The following is a 14,836-nucleotide window of genomic DNA, read 5'->3' as shown; positions in this document are numbered from 1 at the left end:
TCGGCACGGCTAATTGAAAATCTCAAAGAGCCCGATAGGCGAGGGACCCGCAAGGGACGGCGCGAAGCGGCGCGGTGCGCCGGCTCGCGGCCATCCGGCAACGATACACGATTGCGATGACGGAACGGCGACGCGGGGCGCTTCGGGCGCGTTTCAGGTGCGCTTCCCGCGCGTTTCGGGCGCCTTCCGGACCCGCCTCACGCGCGACGGAAACACGCGCTGACGACGAGCCCGCTGTCCGGTGCCGGACGATTGGTCAGCACCAGGCGGCCGCCATTGCGCTGCATGATGCGGTTGACGATCGACATGCCGAGCCCGGCGCCCTTGGCCTCGCTGCGCGCCGCGTCGAGCCGGTAGAAGGGCCGCGTCAGCAGCGGCAGCTGGGCGTCGGGCACGCCGTCGCCGCAATCGGCCACCACCAGCATCGCCTCCTTGTCGTGATTGCGCGTGGTGATGTCGACCTCGGCGATGCCGCTGTCCGGATCCTTGGCATAGCGGCGCGCGTTCTCGACCAGGTTGTCGAGGATGCGCTGCACCTCCATCCGGTTGGCCATCGCCATCACCGGCTCGGGCGCATGCACGCGGATGCGGATGTCATCGTGCGCGGCATAGACGTTGACCGCATCGCGCACCAGCGAGGACAGGTCGACCGGCTCGCTGCTCTCCTGCGCGGGCCGCGCATAGTTCAGGAACTGGCCGATGATCGCGTCCATCTGCTCGATGTCGGCGATCATCGCCTCGCGCGTGCTGTCGTCGACCGGGGACATCTCGGTCTCGAGCCGCAGCCGCGTCAGCGGCGTACGCAGGTCGTGCGAGATGCCGGCCAGCATTACCACGCGATCATCGTCGAGCTGGCGCAGGTCGCGCACCATCTGGTTGAAGCTGTGGTTGGCCTGGGCGACCTCGCTGGCGCCGCGCTCGGGCAGGGGCGGCGGATCGCCGCCCGAACCGATCGCACGCGCGGCATCGGCCAGCCGCTTGAGCGGCCGGTTGACCCGCGCGGTGATGAAGGCCGCGCCGAAGATCGACAGCAGCAGGGCGGCCACGGTCCACCACAGCCATTGCAGCCCCGGCACGCGCTCGAAGCGCTCCGGGCTGATGGCGACCCAGTAGTCGTCGCCCTCGATCTCGAAGCTGACCCAGACGCCGGGAATGTCGTTGACCGTGGTCGCGATCACGGTATCGCCGCCGAGCCGGCCGCGGATTTCCTGCTGCACCAGCTGGGTCAGGAAGGGATTCGCGGTGGGCGTGGTGAAGTCGTCGTCGCGCTCGCGCGGATAGACCTTGATGCCTTCGTTCTGCACCAGGTCCAGCAGCAGGAAGCGGCGCCGCGCGGGGTCGGAATAGAGCAGGGCCGCGCGCGTCAGCTTGACCACGCTGACCACCTGCATCGCGATCTGCTGCGCGCGCGGGGCGCGTTCGAACAGCCGGTAGCTCTGGAACCAGATGCCCAGCGAAATGGCCAGCAACAGCGCGATCAGCATGAAGGTCCGCCAGAACAGCGAACCGAAGAAACGCGTGGCCGTGCGGCGGATCACAGTCGCCACGATAACGGCCGGGACTTATTTCACGCCATCGGGAATGAAGACGTAGCCCAGCCCCCAGACGGTCTGGATGAAACGCGGATTGCCGGGATCGGGTTCGATCAGCTTGCGCAGGCGCGAGATCTGCACGTCAAGGCTGCGGTCGAACACTTCGTATTCGCGGCCGCGCGCCATTTCCATCAGCTTCTCGCGCGACAGCGGCTGGCGCGGATGGCGGGCGAACACCTTGAGCACCGAGAACTCGCCGGTGGTCAGCGTGATTTCCTCGTCGTTCTTGGTCAGCGTGCGGGTGGCCAGGTTCAGCACGAAGTCGCCGAAGGCGAAGGTCTCCGGCGTTTCCGACGGGGCGCCGGGCACTTCGGCCGGGCCCTTGCGGCGCAGCACCGCGTGGATGCGCGCGATCAGTTCGCGCGGATTGAACGGCTTGGGCAGATAGTCGTCGGCGCCCATTTCCAGGCCGACGATGCGGTCCACGTCCTCGCCCTTGGCCGTCAGCATGATGATCGGCGTCTGGTCGTTGGCGCCGCGCAGACGGCGGCAGATCGACAGGCCGTCTTCGCCCGGCATCATCAGATCGAGCACGAGCAGGTCGAAACGCTCGCGCAGCCAGAGCTTGTTCATGGCGGTGGCGTTTTCCGCGACCAGCACGGTAAAGCCTTGCTCGCCGAGATAGCGGCGCAGCAGATCGCGGAGACGGGGGTCGTCGTCCACGACGAGAATCTTGTGGCTGGTATTTTCCATGGCGCTAATCTTAGCGAGTCTCGCTAGGGGTCAAAATGGCTTAACAAAAGGTTACATACTTTACCTTGCGGCTCGCCAAGTGCACAGCGGGCAGCGTTTACACTGCGCGCTGCCCGCAAAGGGCAAATCGGTCAGCCTCGATCCGGGAGCCTTGGCGTCGTCCAGCGGTAGCCCGAGCGGGCAAGCCCCAGACCGCCATTATCAATGAAAGCGAAATCCACCCGGTCCGAACCGCGCCGCGCCTCCGGCGCCCGACGCCGTGTCGCCGGAGCCCTGCTTGCGCTGCTGCTGCCGTCGATGCTGCTGCATGCCGCGAGCGCGTCCGCGCAGTCGCCGGGACTCGGCGCGCTGCTGCAGGGACACGGGCGCCATCCGGGCCGGGGCGGGGAGGGCTATGCGGGCAATCCGGGTCATGCGCGCCACGAGCGCGAGCGCCCGTCGCCGCGCGAAAGCCGGGGCCGCACCAACCGCCAGCGCGCCGAGCGCGACGCCGCCGAGCGGCAGGGGCGGGGCGGCAAGCTGTCCGCCGACGAGCGGCGCAAGCTGCGGCAGAGCCTGTACGACATCGGCAGGGAGATGTACCACGGCAATTGAGCGGCAAGGCAAAGGAAAGCTAGCGGTTGCAGCAGTGCCCGATGGTTTTCTCCCCTCTCCCGCGTGCGGGAGAGGGGAGCGACAGCTCTTTCTCCGCGGCTTCCTACAAGAGGTAGGGCGCAGCGACGGCCCGCTCTCCGCGGCTGCGCTCATCGCCCCTTGAAATGCCGCAGGAAATCGACGAACACCTCCGCCGCCAGCTGCGCGTCCTCCGCGGTGATGGTCTCCAACGGGTTGTGGCTGATGCCGCCGTTGCCGCAGCGGACGAACAGCATCGCCACGTCGGTGATCCGCTGCATCATCATCGCGTCGTGCCCGGCACCGGACGGCAGCTCGAAGGCCTGCAGGCCGCGCTTGTTCAGCACCGCCGCGAATTGCTCGCGCAGCCACGGCGCGCACGGCGCGTTGTTGACCGGCGGCACCCGTTCCACCTCGGCACGCACGCCGCGGCGCGCGGCGATCGCCTCGATGCCGGCGACGATATCGGCGATCGCGGCCTCGCGCACGGCGTCCTCGCCGGCGCGGATATCCATCGAGAAGTGACACGCGGCGGGAATCACGTTGCTCGAGCCGTTCGGCACCTGCAGCTGGCCGACCGTGCCGACCAGCGTCGGCGCCTGCGCGCAGCGCGACTCGACCAGCAGCACCATCTCGGCGGCCGCGGCGGCCGCATCCTTGCGCATCGTCATCGGCGTGGTGCCGGCATGGCTGGCCAGGCCCTCGACCCGCACCTGAAAGCGGCTGCTGCCGGCGATCTGCGTGACGATGCCCAGCGGCAGGTCATGGTGCAGCAGCACCGGTCCCTGTTCGATATGGACCTCGACGAAGGCCAGCAGCGTCGCCGGGTCGACCGCGGCCGCGCGCAGCGCCTCGGGATCGCCGCCGCCCGGCAGGTCGGATTGCGCCAGCACCTGCGCCAGCGTGATGCCGTCTGCGTCGGCGCGCGCCAGCAGCGCCGGGTCGAAGCGGCCGGCCAGCACGCTGCTGGCCAGGAAGCTGGTCTTGAAGCGCAGCCCCTCCTCCTCGGCGAAGCCGACCACCTCGAAATGGTAGGGCAGCCGGATGCCGGCCTCGTTCAGCGCGCCGACCACCGCGATCGGCAGCAGGATGCCGAGCCGGCCGTCATAGCGCCCGCCGTTGCGCACCGTGTCGAAGTGCGAACCGGTCATCAGTACCTTTGCATCCGGGCCGGCGGACGGATCGGCCTCGTAGCGGCCGATCACGTTGCCGATCGCATCGACGCGCACCTGCATGCCTGCCGCGCGCATGCGCTCGGCCAGCATCGCGGCGGCGGCGCGATGGGCCGGCGTCAGATAGGCGCAGGTGAGGCCGCCCTCCATATCGGAGAAGCGCGCGAGCGCATCGGCGGCATCGAGAATGGACTGGCCAAGGGAAGGAGAGGGGGAATGCATGTGCTGGCTCTTCGGTACGTCGATGGGAAGGAGGGTCATGCGGCGAACGTCATGCCGTCTCGGCGGACGGCACGCGCTCGCGCTGCAGCAGCGCCGCGGCGGCCGAGCCGCTGCGCGTCGCCGCTTCGATGGTGGCCGGATACGGTCCGTATGCCCGGTCGGGCCCGTCGGTATAGTCGCCGGCCAGCGCCAGGCGCGGCACGCCGATATCGTTGCCGGGACGCGCCAGGCCCGGCACGCAGCGGAACGTGGCCAGGCGTTCGGCGATCACGAATTCGCCGCGCGCATCGGCAAGGCGCGCGGCATCGGGGATGCAGGGCGCCAGTTGCGCGGCAAGCTGCGCGCGCACGCGCCGCGCCAGTTCCGCCTGCGGCATCGCTGCGGCATCGTCGGCCGCGCTGATCACGACCGACCAGACGTTGTCGCGGTCCGGCGCGGCCGATGCGTGGGGTTCGGTCGACAGCGCGGCGCGATCGAAGACGAACTGACCCGGCGCGGCGGCGCTGGCGTCGAGCGCAAGAAACGGACGCGGCAGGCGCAGCGCGCCGACGTTCAGATACAGCGTGACGATCGGCACATGGTCGAACGCCTGCAGCTTCGCCGCGGCCGCCTGCAGCGCGGGCTGGTGCGAGCGATGCGTGATCTGCGCCAGCAGCCGCGCCGCCTGCCGCGGCGCGGTGGCGATGACCAACTGCGCGACTTCCTGCCGGCCGGCACCGGTCTGCAGCAGCCAGCCGTGCTGGGCTTGCGAGATCTGCTGTACCGCGGCGCCGGTCCGTACCGTGCCGCCCGCGGCAACGATTGCCTGCGCGGCGGCCTCGGGAAACAGCCGGCTCAGGTCCCGGCGCGGAACCAGCATGTCGCTGTCGCCGCGCGCCGCCAGCAGGCTGTCGCGCAGCACGCGGCGGAATACGCGGGCATCGGCCTGTTCGGCCGGCGTGTTCAGCGCCGCCACGCACAGCGGGAACCACAGGCGTTCCCGCAGCGACGACGGTGCCTGCGCCAGCCACGCGGCGACGGTCTCGCCGGCGGTGCCGGCATCGGTGCCATCGACTGCATCTTCGGCATCCTCCGCATCGCTGTCGGCGCGCAGCCGCGACAGCGCCCGCGCCAATGCAGCGCGCTCGCGCCAGCCCAGTCCACGGGCGGTCAGGCCCATGCCGAGCAGATGCCAGGGCGCCGGCAGGCGCGGCGCCTGCAGCTGCCAGCCGTCGGCATAGGCCATCTGCAGCGGCAGCCGCAGCAGCGCGGCATCGGGATCGACGCCGGCGCGGCGCATCAGCGCGAGGGTATGGCGATAGGCGCCGAGCAGAAGATGCTGGCCGTTGTCGAGTTCGCCTGCCACCTGCGGATGACGCCGGGCGACGCGGCGCGCGCGGCCGCCGAGCACCGGCGCGGCCTCGAACACGTGGACCACGCGGCCGGCCTGCGCCAGTTCCAGCGCGGCCGCCATGCCGGCCCAGCCGCCGCCAATGACGCCGACCGCGCCGACCGCGCCGACCGCGCCGACCGCGCCGCCGGTCCGCGGCGACGTTGCGTCGGGCGTGGCGGTGCGTTCCGCCATCGCGAGGTTCAGCGGTTGCGTATCCACGTCTTCCATGCGATCCACAGCTTGCGCATGGGTGTCAGCGAAATGCGCTGGTTCAATACCTGGAAGCCGCTGGCCTCGATCTCGTCGAGCAGGGCGTGATAGATCGCGCCCATCAGCAGGCCGGCGCGCTGGGCGCGGCGGTCGCTATCGGGCAGCAGCGCCAGCGCCTCGCGGTAGAAGGTGCGCGCGCGTTCGGCGTGATACTCCATCAGCGCGACGAAGCGCGGCGAATGGCGGCCCTGCATGATGTCGGCGGCCGGCACTTCGAAGCGCTGCAGCACATTGACCGGCAGATAGAGCCGGCCGCGCCGCGCGTCCTCGCCGACGTCGCGGATGATATTGACCAGCTGCAGCGAGCGCCCCAGTTTCTCGGCGAATTCGAGCGTGCGCGGATCGCGGTAGCCGAAGATGCGCGCGCTCATCGTGCCGACCACGCCGGCCACGCAATGGCAATAACGGTCCAGGCCCGCCTCGTCCAGATAGCGCGTCTGCATCAGGTCCATCTCCATGCCCTCCAGCACCTCGGCGAGCATCGGCTGCGTCAGGCCGCAGGAGGCCAGATGCGGCTGCAGCGCGAGCGTGGTCGGATGGGTCGGTTCGCCGGCGAACAGGCGCTTGAGCTCGCCGTGCCACCAGGCCAGCTGCTGTTGGGCGACGGTCAGGTCCTGGGTCTCGTCGACGACGTCGTCGACCTCGCGGCACCAGGCATAGAGCGCGGTAATGGCGCGCCGCCGTTCCGGCGGCAGGAACAGGAAGCTGTAGTAGAAGCTGGAGCCGCTCTGGGCGGCCTTGTCTTGACAGTACTGGTCGGGCGTCAAAGCGGTCTCGCGCTCGCTAGGGGACACACTCGGTGGACTCGATCGGCGGCTCGGTCCGGGGGCGATCCCGGAATCCATCCGGGCTCGATCCCGAGTTCAATGAACGGGCTTGCTCGGCGCGGTGCCACTCCGGTAGCGCGCTGCCGCCCGCCATGCCAACAGCAGCCAGTCGGCGGGCCCGAGCGTCGGACGGCGCCGGAAGACATCGTAGCCGACGGCCTCGATGCGTTCCAGCACGCGCAGGCCGCCTTGCACCACCAGCCGCAGCTCCCAGCCGATACGCCAGTCCACCGTGCGAGGCAGGTCCAGCGCGAGCGAAGCGCCGGATTGTAGCATCGCCTCCGTGCGGATCTTCAGCTCCTCCATCAGCGCTAGCCAGCACACATCGCAGCGGCCCTCGGCCAGCGCGTTTTCGTCGACGCCGTGGCGCGCCATCGCGTCGGCGGGCAGGTAGATGCGGCCGCGCGCGAAGTCGATCGCGACGTCCTGCCAGAAGTTGACCAGCTGCAGGCCGGTGCAGATCGCATCGGCACGCGCGAAGCGGTCCGGCGTGGCCGCGCCGTACAGATGCAGCATCAGCCGGCCCACCGGATTGGCGGAGCGGCGCGAATAGTCGAGCAGGCTGTCCCAGTCGGCATGGCGGTGCACGGTCACGTCCTGCCGGAACGCGTCGAGCAGATCGTGGAACAGCGGCAGCGGCAGCCGGTATTCGGCGATGACCTCGGCCAGCGCGCGCATCATCGGCGTACCGGGATCGGTGCCGGCGGCGATGCGTTCGAGCGCATCGGACAGGGCGCCGAGCGCGGCCAGCCGCTCGGCGGGCGCCGCATCGCCCTCGTCCGCCAGATCGTCGGCGGTGCGGGCGAAGCGGTAGATCACCGCCACTGGCCGGCGCAGCGGCCGGGGCAGCAGCACGCTGGCCACCGGAAAGTTCTCGTAGTGGTCGACGGCATAGCCTTCCGCGGCCGCGGGGGCGTCCGGCATTGACGCCGGCATCGGGGACGGCGTTTGCGGGGTATCGGCGGAAGGCGCGTCGGGCTTGGACATGGCGGCAGCATTGTAACCACGCGGCCTGCTTGAGAGGGCATCCGGGGGCGCCCTGCACCCTACCGAGTGGGGGCGTCTCGAGACGCAACACGCGCCAATTGGGGCCTAAATCGATCGTTTCACCCCCCAAATGGGGTGGTTCGTCGCGTCGCGTTTGACGCACCCCGAAGGGGTCGATATATTGCTGACCGGCCGGTTATTTACTGCCGGACCCGCCGTCCCTCGGGCGGCGCCATTGTCGTGTCGCGCGGCAGCGTTGCAGCTCGCCGCCAGTCCGGCCGTGCCGGCGCGCGTCGCCCCTCGTCATGCCGTTGCACCCGTCTTATCGCCATCCATGCCAGTGCCTTGTCCCGGGCCGGAAGTCGCGGCCGTCAACGCTTTGAAGCCCCTGCCGTCGACCGTCGGCATGGTGTTGCCGTTGTTGCTTGCCCTGCTGGTGCTCGGCGGCTGCTCGCGCGAGGCCGAGCGGGCGCCCGACGTCCGGCCCGTGCGCCTGCTGCAGCTGCAGTCGGCCACCGGCCAGTCCGCGTATGAGTTTTCCGGCGACGTGCGGCCGCGCGTCGAGTCCCGGCTCGGCTTCCGCGTCGGCGGCAAGATCGCCGCGCGGCTGGTCGACGTGGGCGCGACGGTGCGGCGCGGGCAGCCGCTGGCCCGGCTCGATCCGACCGACCTGAACCTGGCCGAGCAGGGCTCCCGCGCGCAGTACGAGGCGGCGCGAACCGATCGCGACCTGGCGGCGGCCGACCTGAAGCGCTACAACGATCTGTTCGCCAAGGGCTTCATCAGCGCGGCCGAGCAGAACCGTCGGCAGGCCAGCTACGAGGCCGCCGCCGCGCGGCTGCGCCAGGCCGAGGCCGCGCTGCGCGAGCAGAGCAACCAGACCGGCTATACCGTGCTCGCCGCCGATGCCGACGGCGTGGTCACCGCAATCGACGCGGAAGTGGGGCAGGTGGTCAGCGCCGGACAGTCGGTGGTGCGGGTCGCGCAGACCGCCGAGAAGGAGGTCGCGATCGGGTTGCCCGAGGATCAGGTCGACTGGCTGCGCGACATCGGCGACGTCAGCGTGCGGACCTGGGCCGAGCCGGAGCGCAGGCTGCCGGGCCGTGTGCGCGAGATCGCGGCGGCCGCGGATCCGGTCACGCGTACCTACGCGGCACGCATCACGGTGCCCAATCCGCCCGCCGACCTGAAGTTCGGCATGACCGCGATGGTCACCTTCGTGCGGACCGGCGCATCGCCCGCGGTGCGCGTGCCGCTGACCGCGCTGTTGCAGCAGCAGGGCACCAACCAGGTCTGGGTCTACGACGGCGCGGCCGGCACGGTACAGCCGGTCGCCGTCACGCTGGGCCAGCCGATCGGCAACGAGATCGAAGTCAGCAGCGGGCTGCGTCCCGGCCAGACCATCGTCACCGCGGGCGTACATCTGCTCAAGCCGGGCCAGAAGGTGCGGCCGCTGCAGACCGTAGCGCCCGCGTCGGCGCCGATCCCCACTGCCGCTCCGGCCGGCGCCCCGGCCAGCGCGCCGGCTGCCCGCAGCTAAGGGCGCCGCGATGGAGCATTCCCGATTCAACCTGTCGCGCTGGGCGCTCGAGCACCAGGCGCTGACCCGCTATCTGCTGGTGGTGCTGCTGCTGGCCGGGCTGATGTCGTACTTCCAGCTGGGCCAGGACGAGGACCCGCCGTTCACCTTCCGCGTGATGGTGGTGCAGGCCTTCTGGCCCGGTGCCACCGCGGAGCAGATCGCGGTGCAGGTCACCGACAAGCTCGAACGCCAGCTGCAGGAGGTGCCGTACGCGGACAAGATCCGCAGCTTCTCCAAGCCGGGCGAGACCACGGTGATCTTTCAGCTGCGCGACGATGCGCCGGCCAAGGAGACCGCGCAGATCTGGTACACGGTGCGCAAGAAGATCGGCGATATCGCCGGCACGCTGCCCGCCGGCGTGCGCGGGCCGTTCTTCAACGACGAGTTCGGCGATGTCTACGGCACCATCTATGCGCTGTCGGCCGACGGCTTCACCTACAAGGAGCTGCGCGAGTACGCAGACCTGGTGCGGCAGCAGTTGCTGCGCGTGCCGTCGGTGGCCAAGGTGTCGCTGATCGGGCTGCAGGACGAGAAGATCTATATCGAATTCAATCAGACCCGCTTCGCGCAGCTCGGCCTGGACCTGAACGCGATCGCCGACCAGATCGCCGAGCAGAACAACCTGACCGCCAGCGGCGTGCTGGTGACGCCCAGCGACAACGTGCAGGTACGCGTGTCGGGCCAGTTCGCCGATGTCGCCGACCTGCGCAACATGGTGCTGCGCGGCCCCAATGGCGCGGCCAACATCCGGCTCGGCGATATCGCGCGGGTCTATCGCGGCTATGTCGATCCGCCCGCCCCACGCATGCGCTTCAACGGCAAGGACGTGATCGGCCTGGGCATCTCGATGGAGAAGGGCGGCGACATCATCGCGCTGGGCGAGGCACTGCGCGCCGAGGCCGACGCGTTGCGCAAGCAGCTGCCGGTCGGCATCGAAATGGAGCAGGTGCAGGACCAGCCGGAGGCGGTCAAGCGTTCGGTGGGCGAGTTCGTGCGCGTGCTGATCGAGGCCGTGGTGATCGTGCTGGCGGTCAGCTTCATCTCGCTGGGCTTGCACACGAAGCCGCTGCGGCTCGATGCGCGTCCCGGCCTGGTGGTGGCGCTGACGATCCCGCTGGTGCTGGCGGTCACCTTCCTGTTCATGAACGTGTTCGACATCGGCCTGCACAAGGTATCGCTGGGCGCGTTGATCATCGCGCTGGGCCTGCTGGTCGACGACGCGATCATCGCGGTCGAGATGATGGTGCGCAAGCTCGAGGAAGGCTTCTCCAAGATGGAGGCCGCAACCTTCGCCTATACCTCGACCGCGATGCCGATGCTGACCGGCACCTTGATCACCGCAGCCGGTTTTCTGCCGGTGGGGCTGGCGCGTTCGACGGTCGGCGAATACACGTTCGCAATCTTCGCGGTGACGGCGCTCGCGCTGGTGCTGTCGTGGCTGGCGGCGGTCTATTTCACGCCGTACCTCGGCTACCTGCTGCTGAAGGTCAAGCCGAGCGAGGGCGGCCATCACGAGGTGTTCGACACGCCGTTCTATGCGCGCTTCCGGCGCGCGGTGGACTGGTGCGTGGACTGGCGCAAGACCGTGATCGCGATCACGCTGGGAACCTTCGCGCTCGGCATCTTTGCCTTCCAGTTCGTCGAGAAGCAGTTCTTCCCCGATTCCAGCCGGCCCGAGCTGATGGTCGAGATGTGGCTGCCCGAAGGCGCCAGCTTCGCGCAGAGCGAGGCCGTGGCCAGGCGCTTCGAGGCGGCGCTGCGCGGCGATGCCGATGTCGGCAGCATCACGACGTTCGTCGGCACCGGCGCGCCGCGCTTCTACCTGCCGCTGGATCAGATCTTCCCGCAGAGCAATGTGGTGCAGCTGATCGTGCTGCCGGTCGACGTCGAGGTGCGCGAGCGGCTGCGCCAGCGCATCATCGCGCTGCTGGCGAGCGACTTCCCGCAGCTGCGCGGCCGCGTGAAGCTGTTGCCGAACGGGCCGCCGGTGGCCTATCCGGTGCAGTTCCGCGTGATCGGGCCCGAAGCGGCGGCGGTGCGCCGGATCGCCGACCAGGTCAAGGCGATCATGAGTGCGAACCCCAACACCGTCGGCGTCAACGATAACTGGAACGAGAACGTCAAGGTGCTGCGCCTCGACATCGACCAGGAAAAGGCCCGCGCGCTCGGCGTGACCACCAATGCGATCGCCCGCGTCACCCAGACCGTGCTGACCGGCGCGCCGGTCGGGCAGTATCGCGACGGCGACAAGCTGATCGACATCGTGATGCGCTCGGCCAAGGACGAACGCGAGGCACTGGCCGATCTGCACAACGTGCAGGTGCCGACGAGCAGCGGCCGCGCGGTGCCGCTGACGCAGGTGGCTCGCATCGGCATCCGCTCCGAGCCGGGCATCGTCTGGCGCGAGAATCGCGATTTCGGCGTGACCGTACAGGCGGACGTGGTCGACGGTATCCAGGGGCCGACCGTGACGGCGCAGATCGATCCGCAGCTCGACAAGCTGCGCGCCGAGCTGCCGGCCGGCTACCTGATCACGGTGGCAGGGGCGGAGGAGGAGAGCGGCAAGGCCGGCGCGTCGATTGCCGCGCAACTGCCGCTGTGCGTGTTCCTGATCTTCACGCTGCTGATGCTGCAGCTGCATAGCTTCTCGCGCGCCGTGATGGTGTTCCTGACCGGCCCGCTCGGGCTGATCGGCGCCGCCGCGACGCTGTTGCTGCTGCGCTCGCCGATGGGCTTTGTCGCCCAGCTCGGCATCACGGCGCTGGTCGGCATGATCATCCGCAACTCGGTGATCCTGGTCGACCAGATCGAGCAGGACATCCGCGCCGGCGTGCCAGCCTGGACCGCGATCGTCGAGGCCGCGGTACGCCGCTTCCGGCCGATCATGCTGACCGCGGCGGCCGCCGTGCTGGCGATGATCCCGCTGTCACGCTCGGTGTTCTGGGGGCCGATGGCGGTGGCGATCATGGGCGGGCTGATCGTCGCCACGGTGCTGACGCTGCTGTTCCTGCCGGCGCTGTACGCCGCCTGGTTCCGCGTGCGGCGGCCGGAAGAGGGCAGTGGCGTGATGGCCTGATGGTGCGTTGACCGCCGGATGCCCGCCGGCTGCCCGGGGGACTGGATTCGCGCGAAACCATGCGCTACAATCCGCGGTCTTTGCCGGGCAGCGGTGCAACGCCGCAGGCCGGTCGGAGAAGCAGGGGGCGGCAAGCGGTTCCGGTCGCCTCTTTTGTTTTTTCGGCCCGATGTTCGGCAGACACGCGGCGCCTCCCTTCAGGACGGCACCGCCTGGACCGCGAGGGTGGCGAAATTGGTAGACGCACCAGGTTTAGGTCCTGACGCCAGCAATGGTGTAGGGGTTCGAGTCCCCTCCCTCGCACCACACCGCTTCATCGCTTCGATCGGAACCGGCATGCCCCGGCCGTTGTGATCGGCGAAACATTTGCTTACGGTCGTTTCACCTTCTGCCTCGCCGCGGACCGATGCCGGCGCTAATGTCCCAGACAAGAAGAACTGCGCATCACGCCCGCGTCGAGGCGGGACACGATCATGACCCCTACCGCAAAGTCCCTCTGTCTCGCCGCCTTGCTCGCCCTGCCGCTGGCCGCCCAGGCCGACCCCTGGAAGGACGAAAGCGGCCATGGCAAATGGCGCGGCCATCACCATGGCGGCGACTACAAGGAAGAGTACTGGGACGGTAACTGCAAGGTCGAACGCAAGTTCAAGGGCAACGGCGACTACAAGGAAGAGCGCAAGTGCAAGGGACCGCGCTATGGCTACTACGGTCCGGCGCCGGTCTATGTCGAGCCGGCCCCGGTCTATGTGCCGCCGGGCGTCACCGTGCACGGTACCGTGACCTTTCCCCGCTGATTTCCCTCCGCATCGGGCGGCGCGATCGCCGCCGTCCCGTTCCCGCGCCACGTCCCCCGCGTCCTATAGTAGATACCCGCAGGCCAGCGTTGCACCGGCGCCCCCAACTGATGGCTGATGGACGGCGCGCCACGCGCCTCACGCCAGTGCGCGCCATCCCTGTATCTCGATGAGGGGACCCATCATGGCACTGGCAACCACCCTGGCGACTTGCCTGAGCAGCAAGAACAGCCATTTCGATATCATCCGCCACCCCTATGCGCTGGGCAGCATGGCCACCGCGCAGGCCGCCCATGTGCCGGGCGATCGCCTGGTCAAGACTGTACTGCTCGAGGACGAGGCGGGCTACGTGGTCGCGGTGATGCCGTCGACTCGCCTGCTCGACCTGGCGGAACTATGCGAGCGCACCGGCCGCCGGCTGACGATGGCCAGCGAGGACGAGGTGCGCGAAGTGTTCAAGGACTGCGTGCTCGGCGCGATCCCGCCGGTCGGCATGGCCTATGGCATGCGCACCTATATCGACGACAGCCTGCTCGGCCAGCCCGAGGTCTATTTCGAGGCGGGCGACCACGAGGAACTGATCCATATGACGACGGAGGCCTTCCTCGAACTGATGTCCGGCGCCGAGCGAGGGCAGTTCACCCGTCGCATGATGTAGCGGGGAGGGCGCAGCGCCGGCAGGCAGCGCTGTCCTGCGCTCAAGGCTGTTCGCCTTCCAGCGTGAAGGTGGCGCCGGCGTCCTGGCCGAGCAGTTCGGCCAGCGCCGGCAGCGCCGCCTCCAGCGCCGCGCGCAGGGTCCACGGCGGATTGGCGACCAACATGCCGCTGCCGTGCAGGCCGAGCCCGCCGGGCACCGGATGCTTGACGGTCAGCGTCGCGTGCAGCCAGCTCTTGAACGGCAGCGCCTTCATCTGGACCGGCAATTGCACGGACTCGCGCCGCTGCACCTGCGGATACCAGACGGCATAGGTGCCGGTCGCAAACCGCTGCAGGCCGTCGCGCAGGCATTGCACGGTGCGGGCGTAGTCCTGCTTGTCCTCGTACGACGGATCGATCAGCACCAGCGCGCGGCGCGGCGGCGGGGGAAGGATGGCCTTGATGCCGCCGAAGCCGTCGCCGTCATAGAGCATCACGCGGCGGCCCGCGCCGCGGAAGTTGTCGCGCAGCACCTGGATTTCGGTGCTGTGCAACTCGAACAGCCGCAGCCGGTCCGCTTCGCGCAGCATCTGCCAGGCCAGCCACGGCGAGCCGGGATAGTGCCGCAGGCGGCCGTCGGGGTTCAGCGTGCGTACCTGGTCCAGATATTCCTGCAGCAGCGGCGGCAGCGCGCGGCCGTCCGCGGCGGCGCGCCACAGCGGCCCGATGCCGGTTTCGAACTCGGACTTCTTGGTCGCGTAGCCCTCGTCCAGCGCGTAGAGGCCGGCGCCGGCGTGCGTGTCGATATACCAGAACGGCTTGTCCTTCTGCGTCAGGTAGTCGAGCAGGTGGGTGACGATGGCGTGCTTGAGAACGTCGGCGTGATTGCCGGCGTGGAAGGCGTGGCGATAGCTGAGCATGGCAGGGGCGGGCGGAGCAGGGCGCCATGCTACCATCCGGCCGGCTTTGCGGCGGCGTCCTTCTGCCGTTCGCCACCCTGT

Annotated in this window: 12 protein-coding genes and 1 tRNA gene; 6 read left to right on the top strand and 7 right to left on the bottom strand. The window is 69.2% G+C overall.

Annotated features, from left to right (window positions below):
* Positions 1-197: 197 nt before the first annotated feature.
* Positions 198-1,547: an ATP-binding protein gene (locus LRR16_RS09790; protein WP_006576351.1), complete on the bottom strand. Its 1,350-nt coding sequence runs from the start codon at positions 1,545-1,547 to the stop codon at positions 198-200.
* A 15-nt stretch (positions 1,548-1,562) separates the two neighbouring features.
* The gene (gene ompR, locus LRR16_RS09785) at positions 1,563-2,285 is read right to left on the bottom strand and encodes a two-component system response regulator OmpR (protein ID WP_006576352.1); all 723 of its coding nucleotides are present in this window, start codon (positions 2,283-2,285) and stop codon (positions 1,563-1,565) included.
* A gap of 204 nt (positions 2,286-2,489) precedes the next feature.
* Between ompR and LRR16_RS09780 the strand changes: the two genes are divergently transcribed.
* A complete protein-coding gene (locus tag LRR16_RS09780) occupies positions 2,490-2,879 on the top strand; it encodes a hypothetical protein (protein WP_232205733.1) in 390 nt (129 codons plus the stop codon).
* A 149-nt stretch (positions 2,880-3,028) separates the two neighbouring features.
* On the opposite strand, the gene LRR16_RS09775 is transcribed toward LRR16_RS09780, so the two are convergent.
* The 4 genes from LRR16_RS09775 to hpnC all read right to left on the bottom strand — a co-directional run bounded on the left by LRR16_RS09775 (position 3,029) and on the right by hpnC (position 7,684).
* Positions 3,029-4,291 (bottom strand): Zn-dependent hydrolase, encoded by a 1,263-nt coding sequence (locus LRR16_RS09775; RefSeq protein ID WP_232205776.1) that lies wholly within the window; start codon positions 4,289-4,291, stop codon positions 3,029-3,031.
* 49 nt (positions 4,292-4,340) lie between these two features.
* Positions 4,341-5,891, bottom strand: coding sequence for a hydroxysqualene dehydroxylase HpnE (gene hpnE, locus LRR16_RS09770; RefSeq protein WP_232205732.1), 1,551 nt, complete (start codon positions 5,889-5,891; stop codon positions 4,341-4,343).
* Entirely contained in the window at positions 5,864-6,700 is an 837-nt protein-coding gene (gene hpnD, locus LRR16_RS09765) for a presqualene diphosphate synthase HpnD (protein ID WP_006578558.1), read from the bottom strand. Before hpnD ends, hpnE begins: the two co-directional genes overlap by 28 nt.
* 96 nt (positions 6,701-6,796) lie before the next feature.
* Positions 6,797-7,684, bottom strand: a complete 888-nt coding sequence (gene hpnC / locus LRR16_RS09760) for a squalene synthase HpnC (RefSeq protein WP_232205775.1) — start codon at positions 7,682-7,684, stop codon at positions 6,797-6,799.
* 469 nt (positions 7,685-8,153) lie between these two features.
* Here hpnC and LRR16_RS09755 point away from each other — a divergent pair, with 469 nt between their 5' ends.
* From LRR16_RS09755 to LRR16_RS09735, 5 genes are all read left to right on the top strand, one after another.
* The gene (locus tag LRR16_RS09755; protein WP_232205774.1) at positions 8,154-9,287 is read left to right on the top strand and encodes an efflux RND transporter periplasmic adaptor subunit; all 1,134 of its coding nucleotides are present in this window, start codon (positions 8,154-8,156) and stop codon (positions 9,285-9,287) included.
* A 10-nt stretch (positions 9,288-9,297) separates the two neighbouring features.
* A complete protein-coding gene (locus LRR16_RS09750) occupies positions 9,298-12,405 on the top strand; it encodes an efflux RND transporter permease subunit (protein ID WP_232205731.1) in 3,108 nt (1,035 codons plus the stop codon).
* Between the two features lie 219 nt (positions 12,406-12,624).
* Positions 12,625-12,711: transfer RNA gene (locus tag LRR16_RS09745), tRNA-Leu, on the top strand.
* A 167-nt stretch (positions 12,712-12,878) separates the two neighbouring features.
* Positions 12,879-13,199 (top strand): hypothetical protein, encoded by a 321-nt coding sequence (locus tag LRR16_RS09740; RefSeq protein ID WP_064573358.1) that lies wholly within the window; start codon positions 12,879-12,881, stop codon positions 13,197-13,199.
* Positions 13,200-13,383: 184 nt separating this feature from the next.
* Positions 13,384-13,857 (top strand): aminoacyl-tRNA deacylase, encoded by a 474-nt coding sequence (locus LRR16_RS09735; protein ID WP_023263545.1) that lies wholly within the window; start codon positions 13,384-13,386, stop codon positions 13,855-13,857.
* A 40-nt stretch (positions 13,858-13,897) separates the two neighbouring features.
* Here the strand turns inward: LRR16_RS09735 and LRR16_RS09730 are convergent, their stop codons facing one another.
* Positions 13,898-14,755, bottom strand: coding sequence for a 23S rRNA (adenine(2030)-N(6))-methyltransferase RlmJ (locus tag LRR16_RS09730; RefSeq protein ID WP_232205730.1), 858 nt, complete (start codon positions 14,753-14,755; stop codon positions 13,898-13,900).
* Positions 14,756-14,836: the final 81 nt, after the last annotated feature.

Source organism: Cupriavidus sp. UGS-1, assembly GCF_021213615.1.
GTDB lineage: Bacteria > Pseudomonadota > Gammaproteobacteria > Burkholderiales > Burkholderiaceae > Cupriavidus.
Note: the sequence above shows the minus strand (reverse complement) of the source record. Positions and strands in the feature narration are given on the sequence as shown.

Coding starts and splice junctions, on each gene's coding strand:
- ompR (WP_006576352.1), bottom strand. CDS start 2,285: ATGGAAAATACCAGCCACAAGATTCTCGTCGTGGACGACGACCCCCGT.
- LRR16_RS09780 (WP_232205733.1), top strand. CDS start 2,490: ATGAAAGCGAAATCCACCCGGTCCGAACCGCGCCGCGCCTCCGGCGCC.
- LRR16_RS09775 (WP_232205776.1), bottom strand. CDS start 4,291: ATGCATTCCCCCTCTCCTTCCCTTGGCCAGTCCATTCTCGATGCCGCC.
- hpnE (WP_232205732.1), bottom strand. CDS start 5,891: ATGGAAGACGTGGATACGCAACCGCTGAACCTCGCGATGGCGGAACGC.
- hpnC (WP_232205775.1), bottom strand. CDS start 7,684: ATGCCGGACGCCCCCGCGGCCGCGGAAGGCTATGCCGTCGACCACTAC.
- LRR16_RS09755 (WP_232205774.1), top strand. CDS start 8,154: ATGGTGTTGCCGTTGTTGCTTGCCCTGCTGGTGCTCGGCGGCTGCTCG.
- LRR16_RS09750 (WP_232205731.1), top strand. CDS start 9,298: ATGGAGCATTCCCGATTCAACCTGTCGCGCTGGGCGCTCGAGCACCAG.
- LRR16_RS09740 (WP_064573358.1), top strand. CDS start 12,879: ATGACCCCTACCGCAAAGTCCCTCTGTCTCGCCGCCTTGCTCGCCCTG.
- LRR16_RS09735 (WP_023263545.1), top strand. CDS start 13,384: ATGGCACTGGCAACCACCCTGGCGACTTGCCTGAGCAGCAAGAACAGC.
- LRR16_RS09730 (WP_232205730.1), bottom strand. CDS start 14,755: ATGCTCAGCTATCGCCACGCCTTCCACGCCGGCAATCACGCCGACGTT.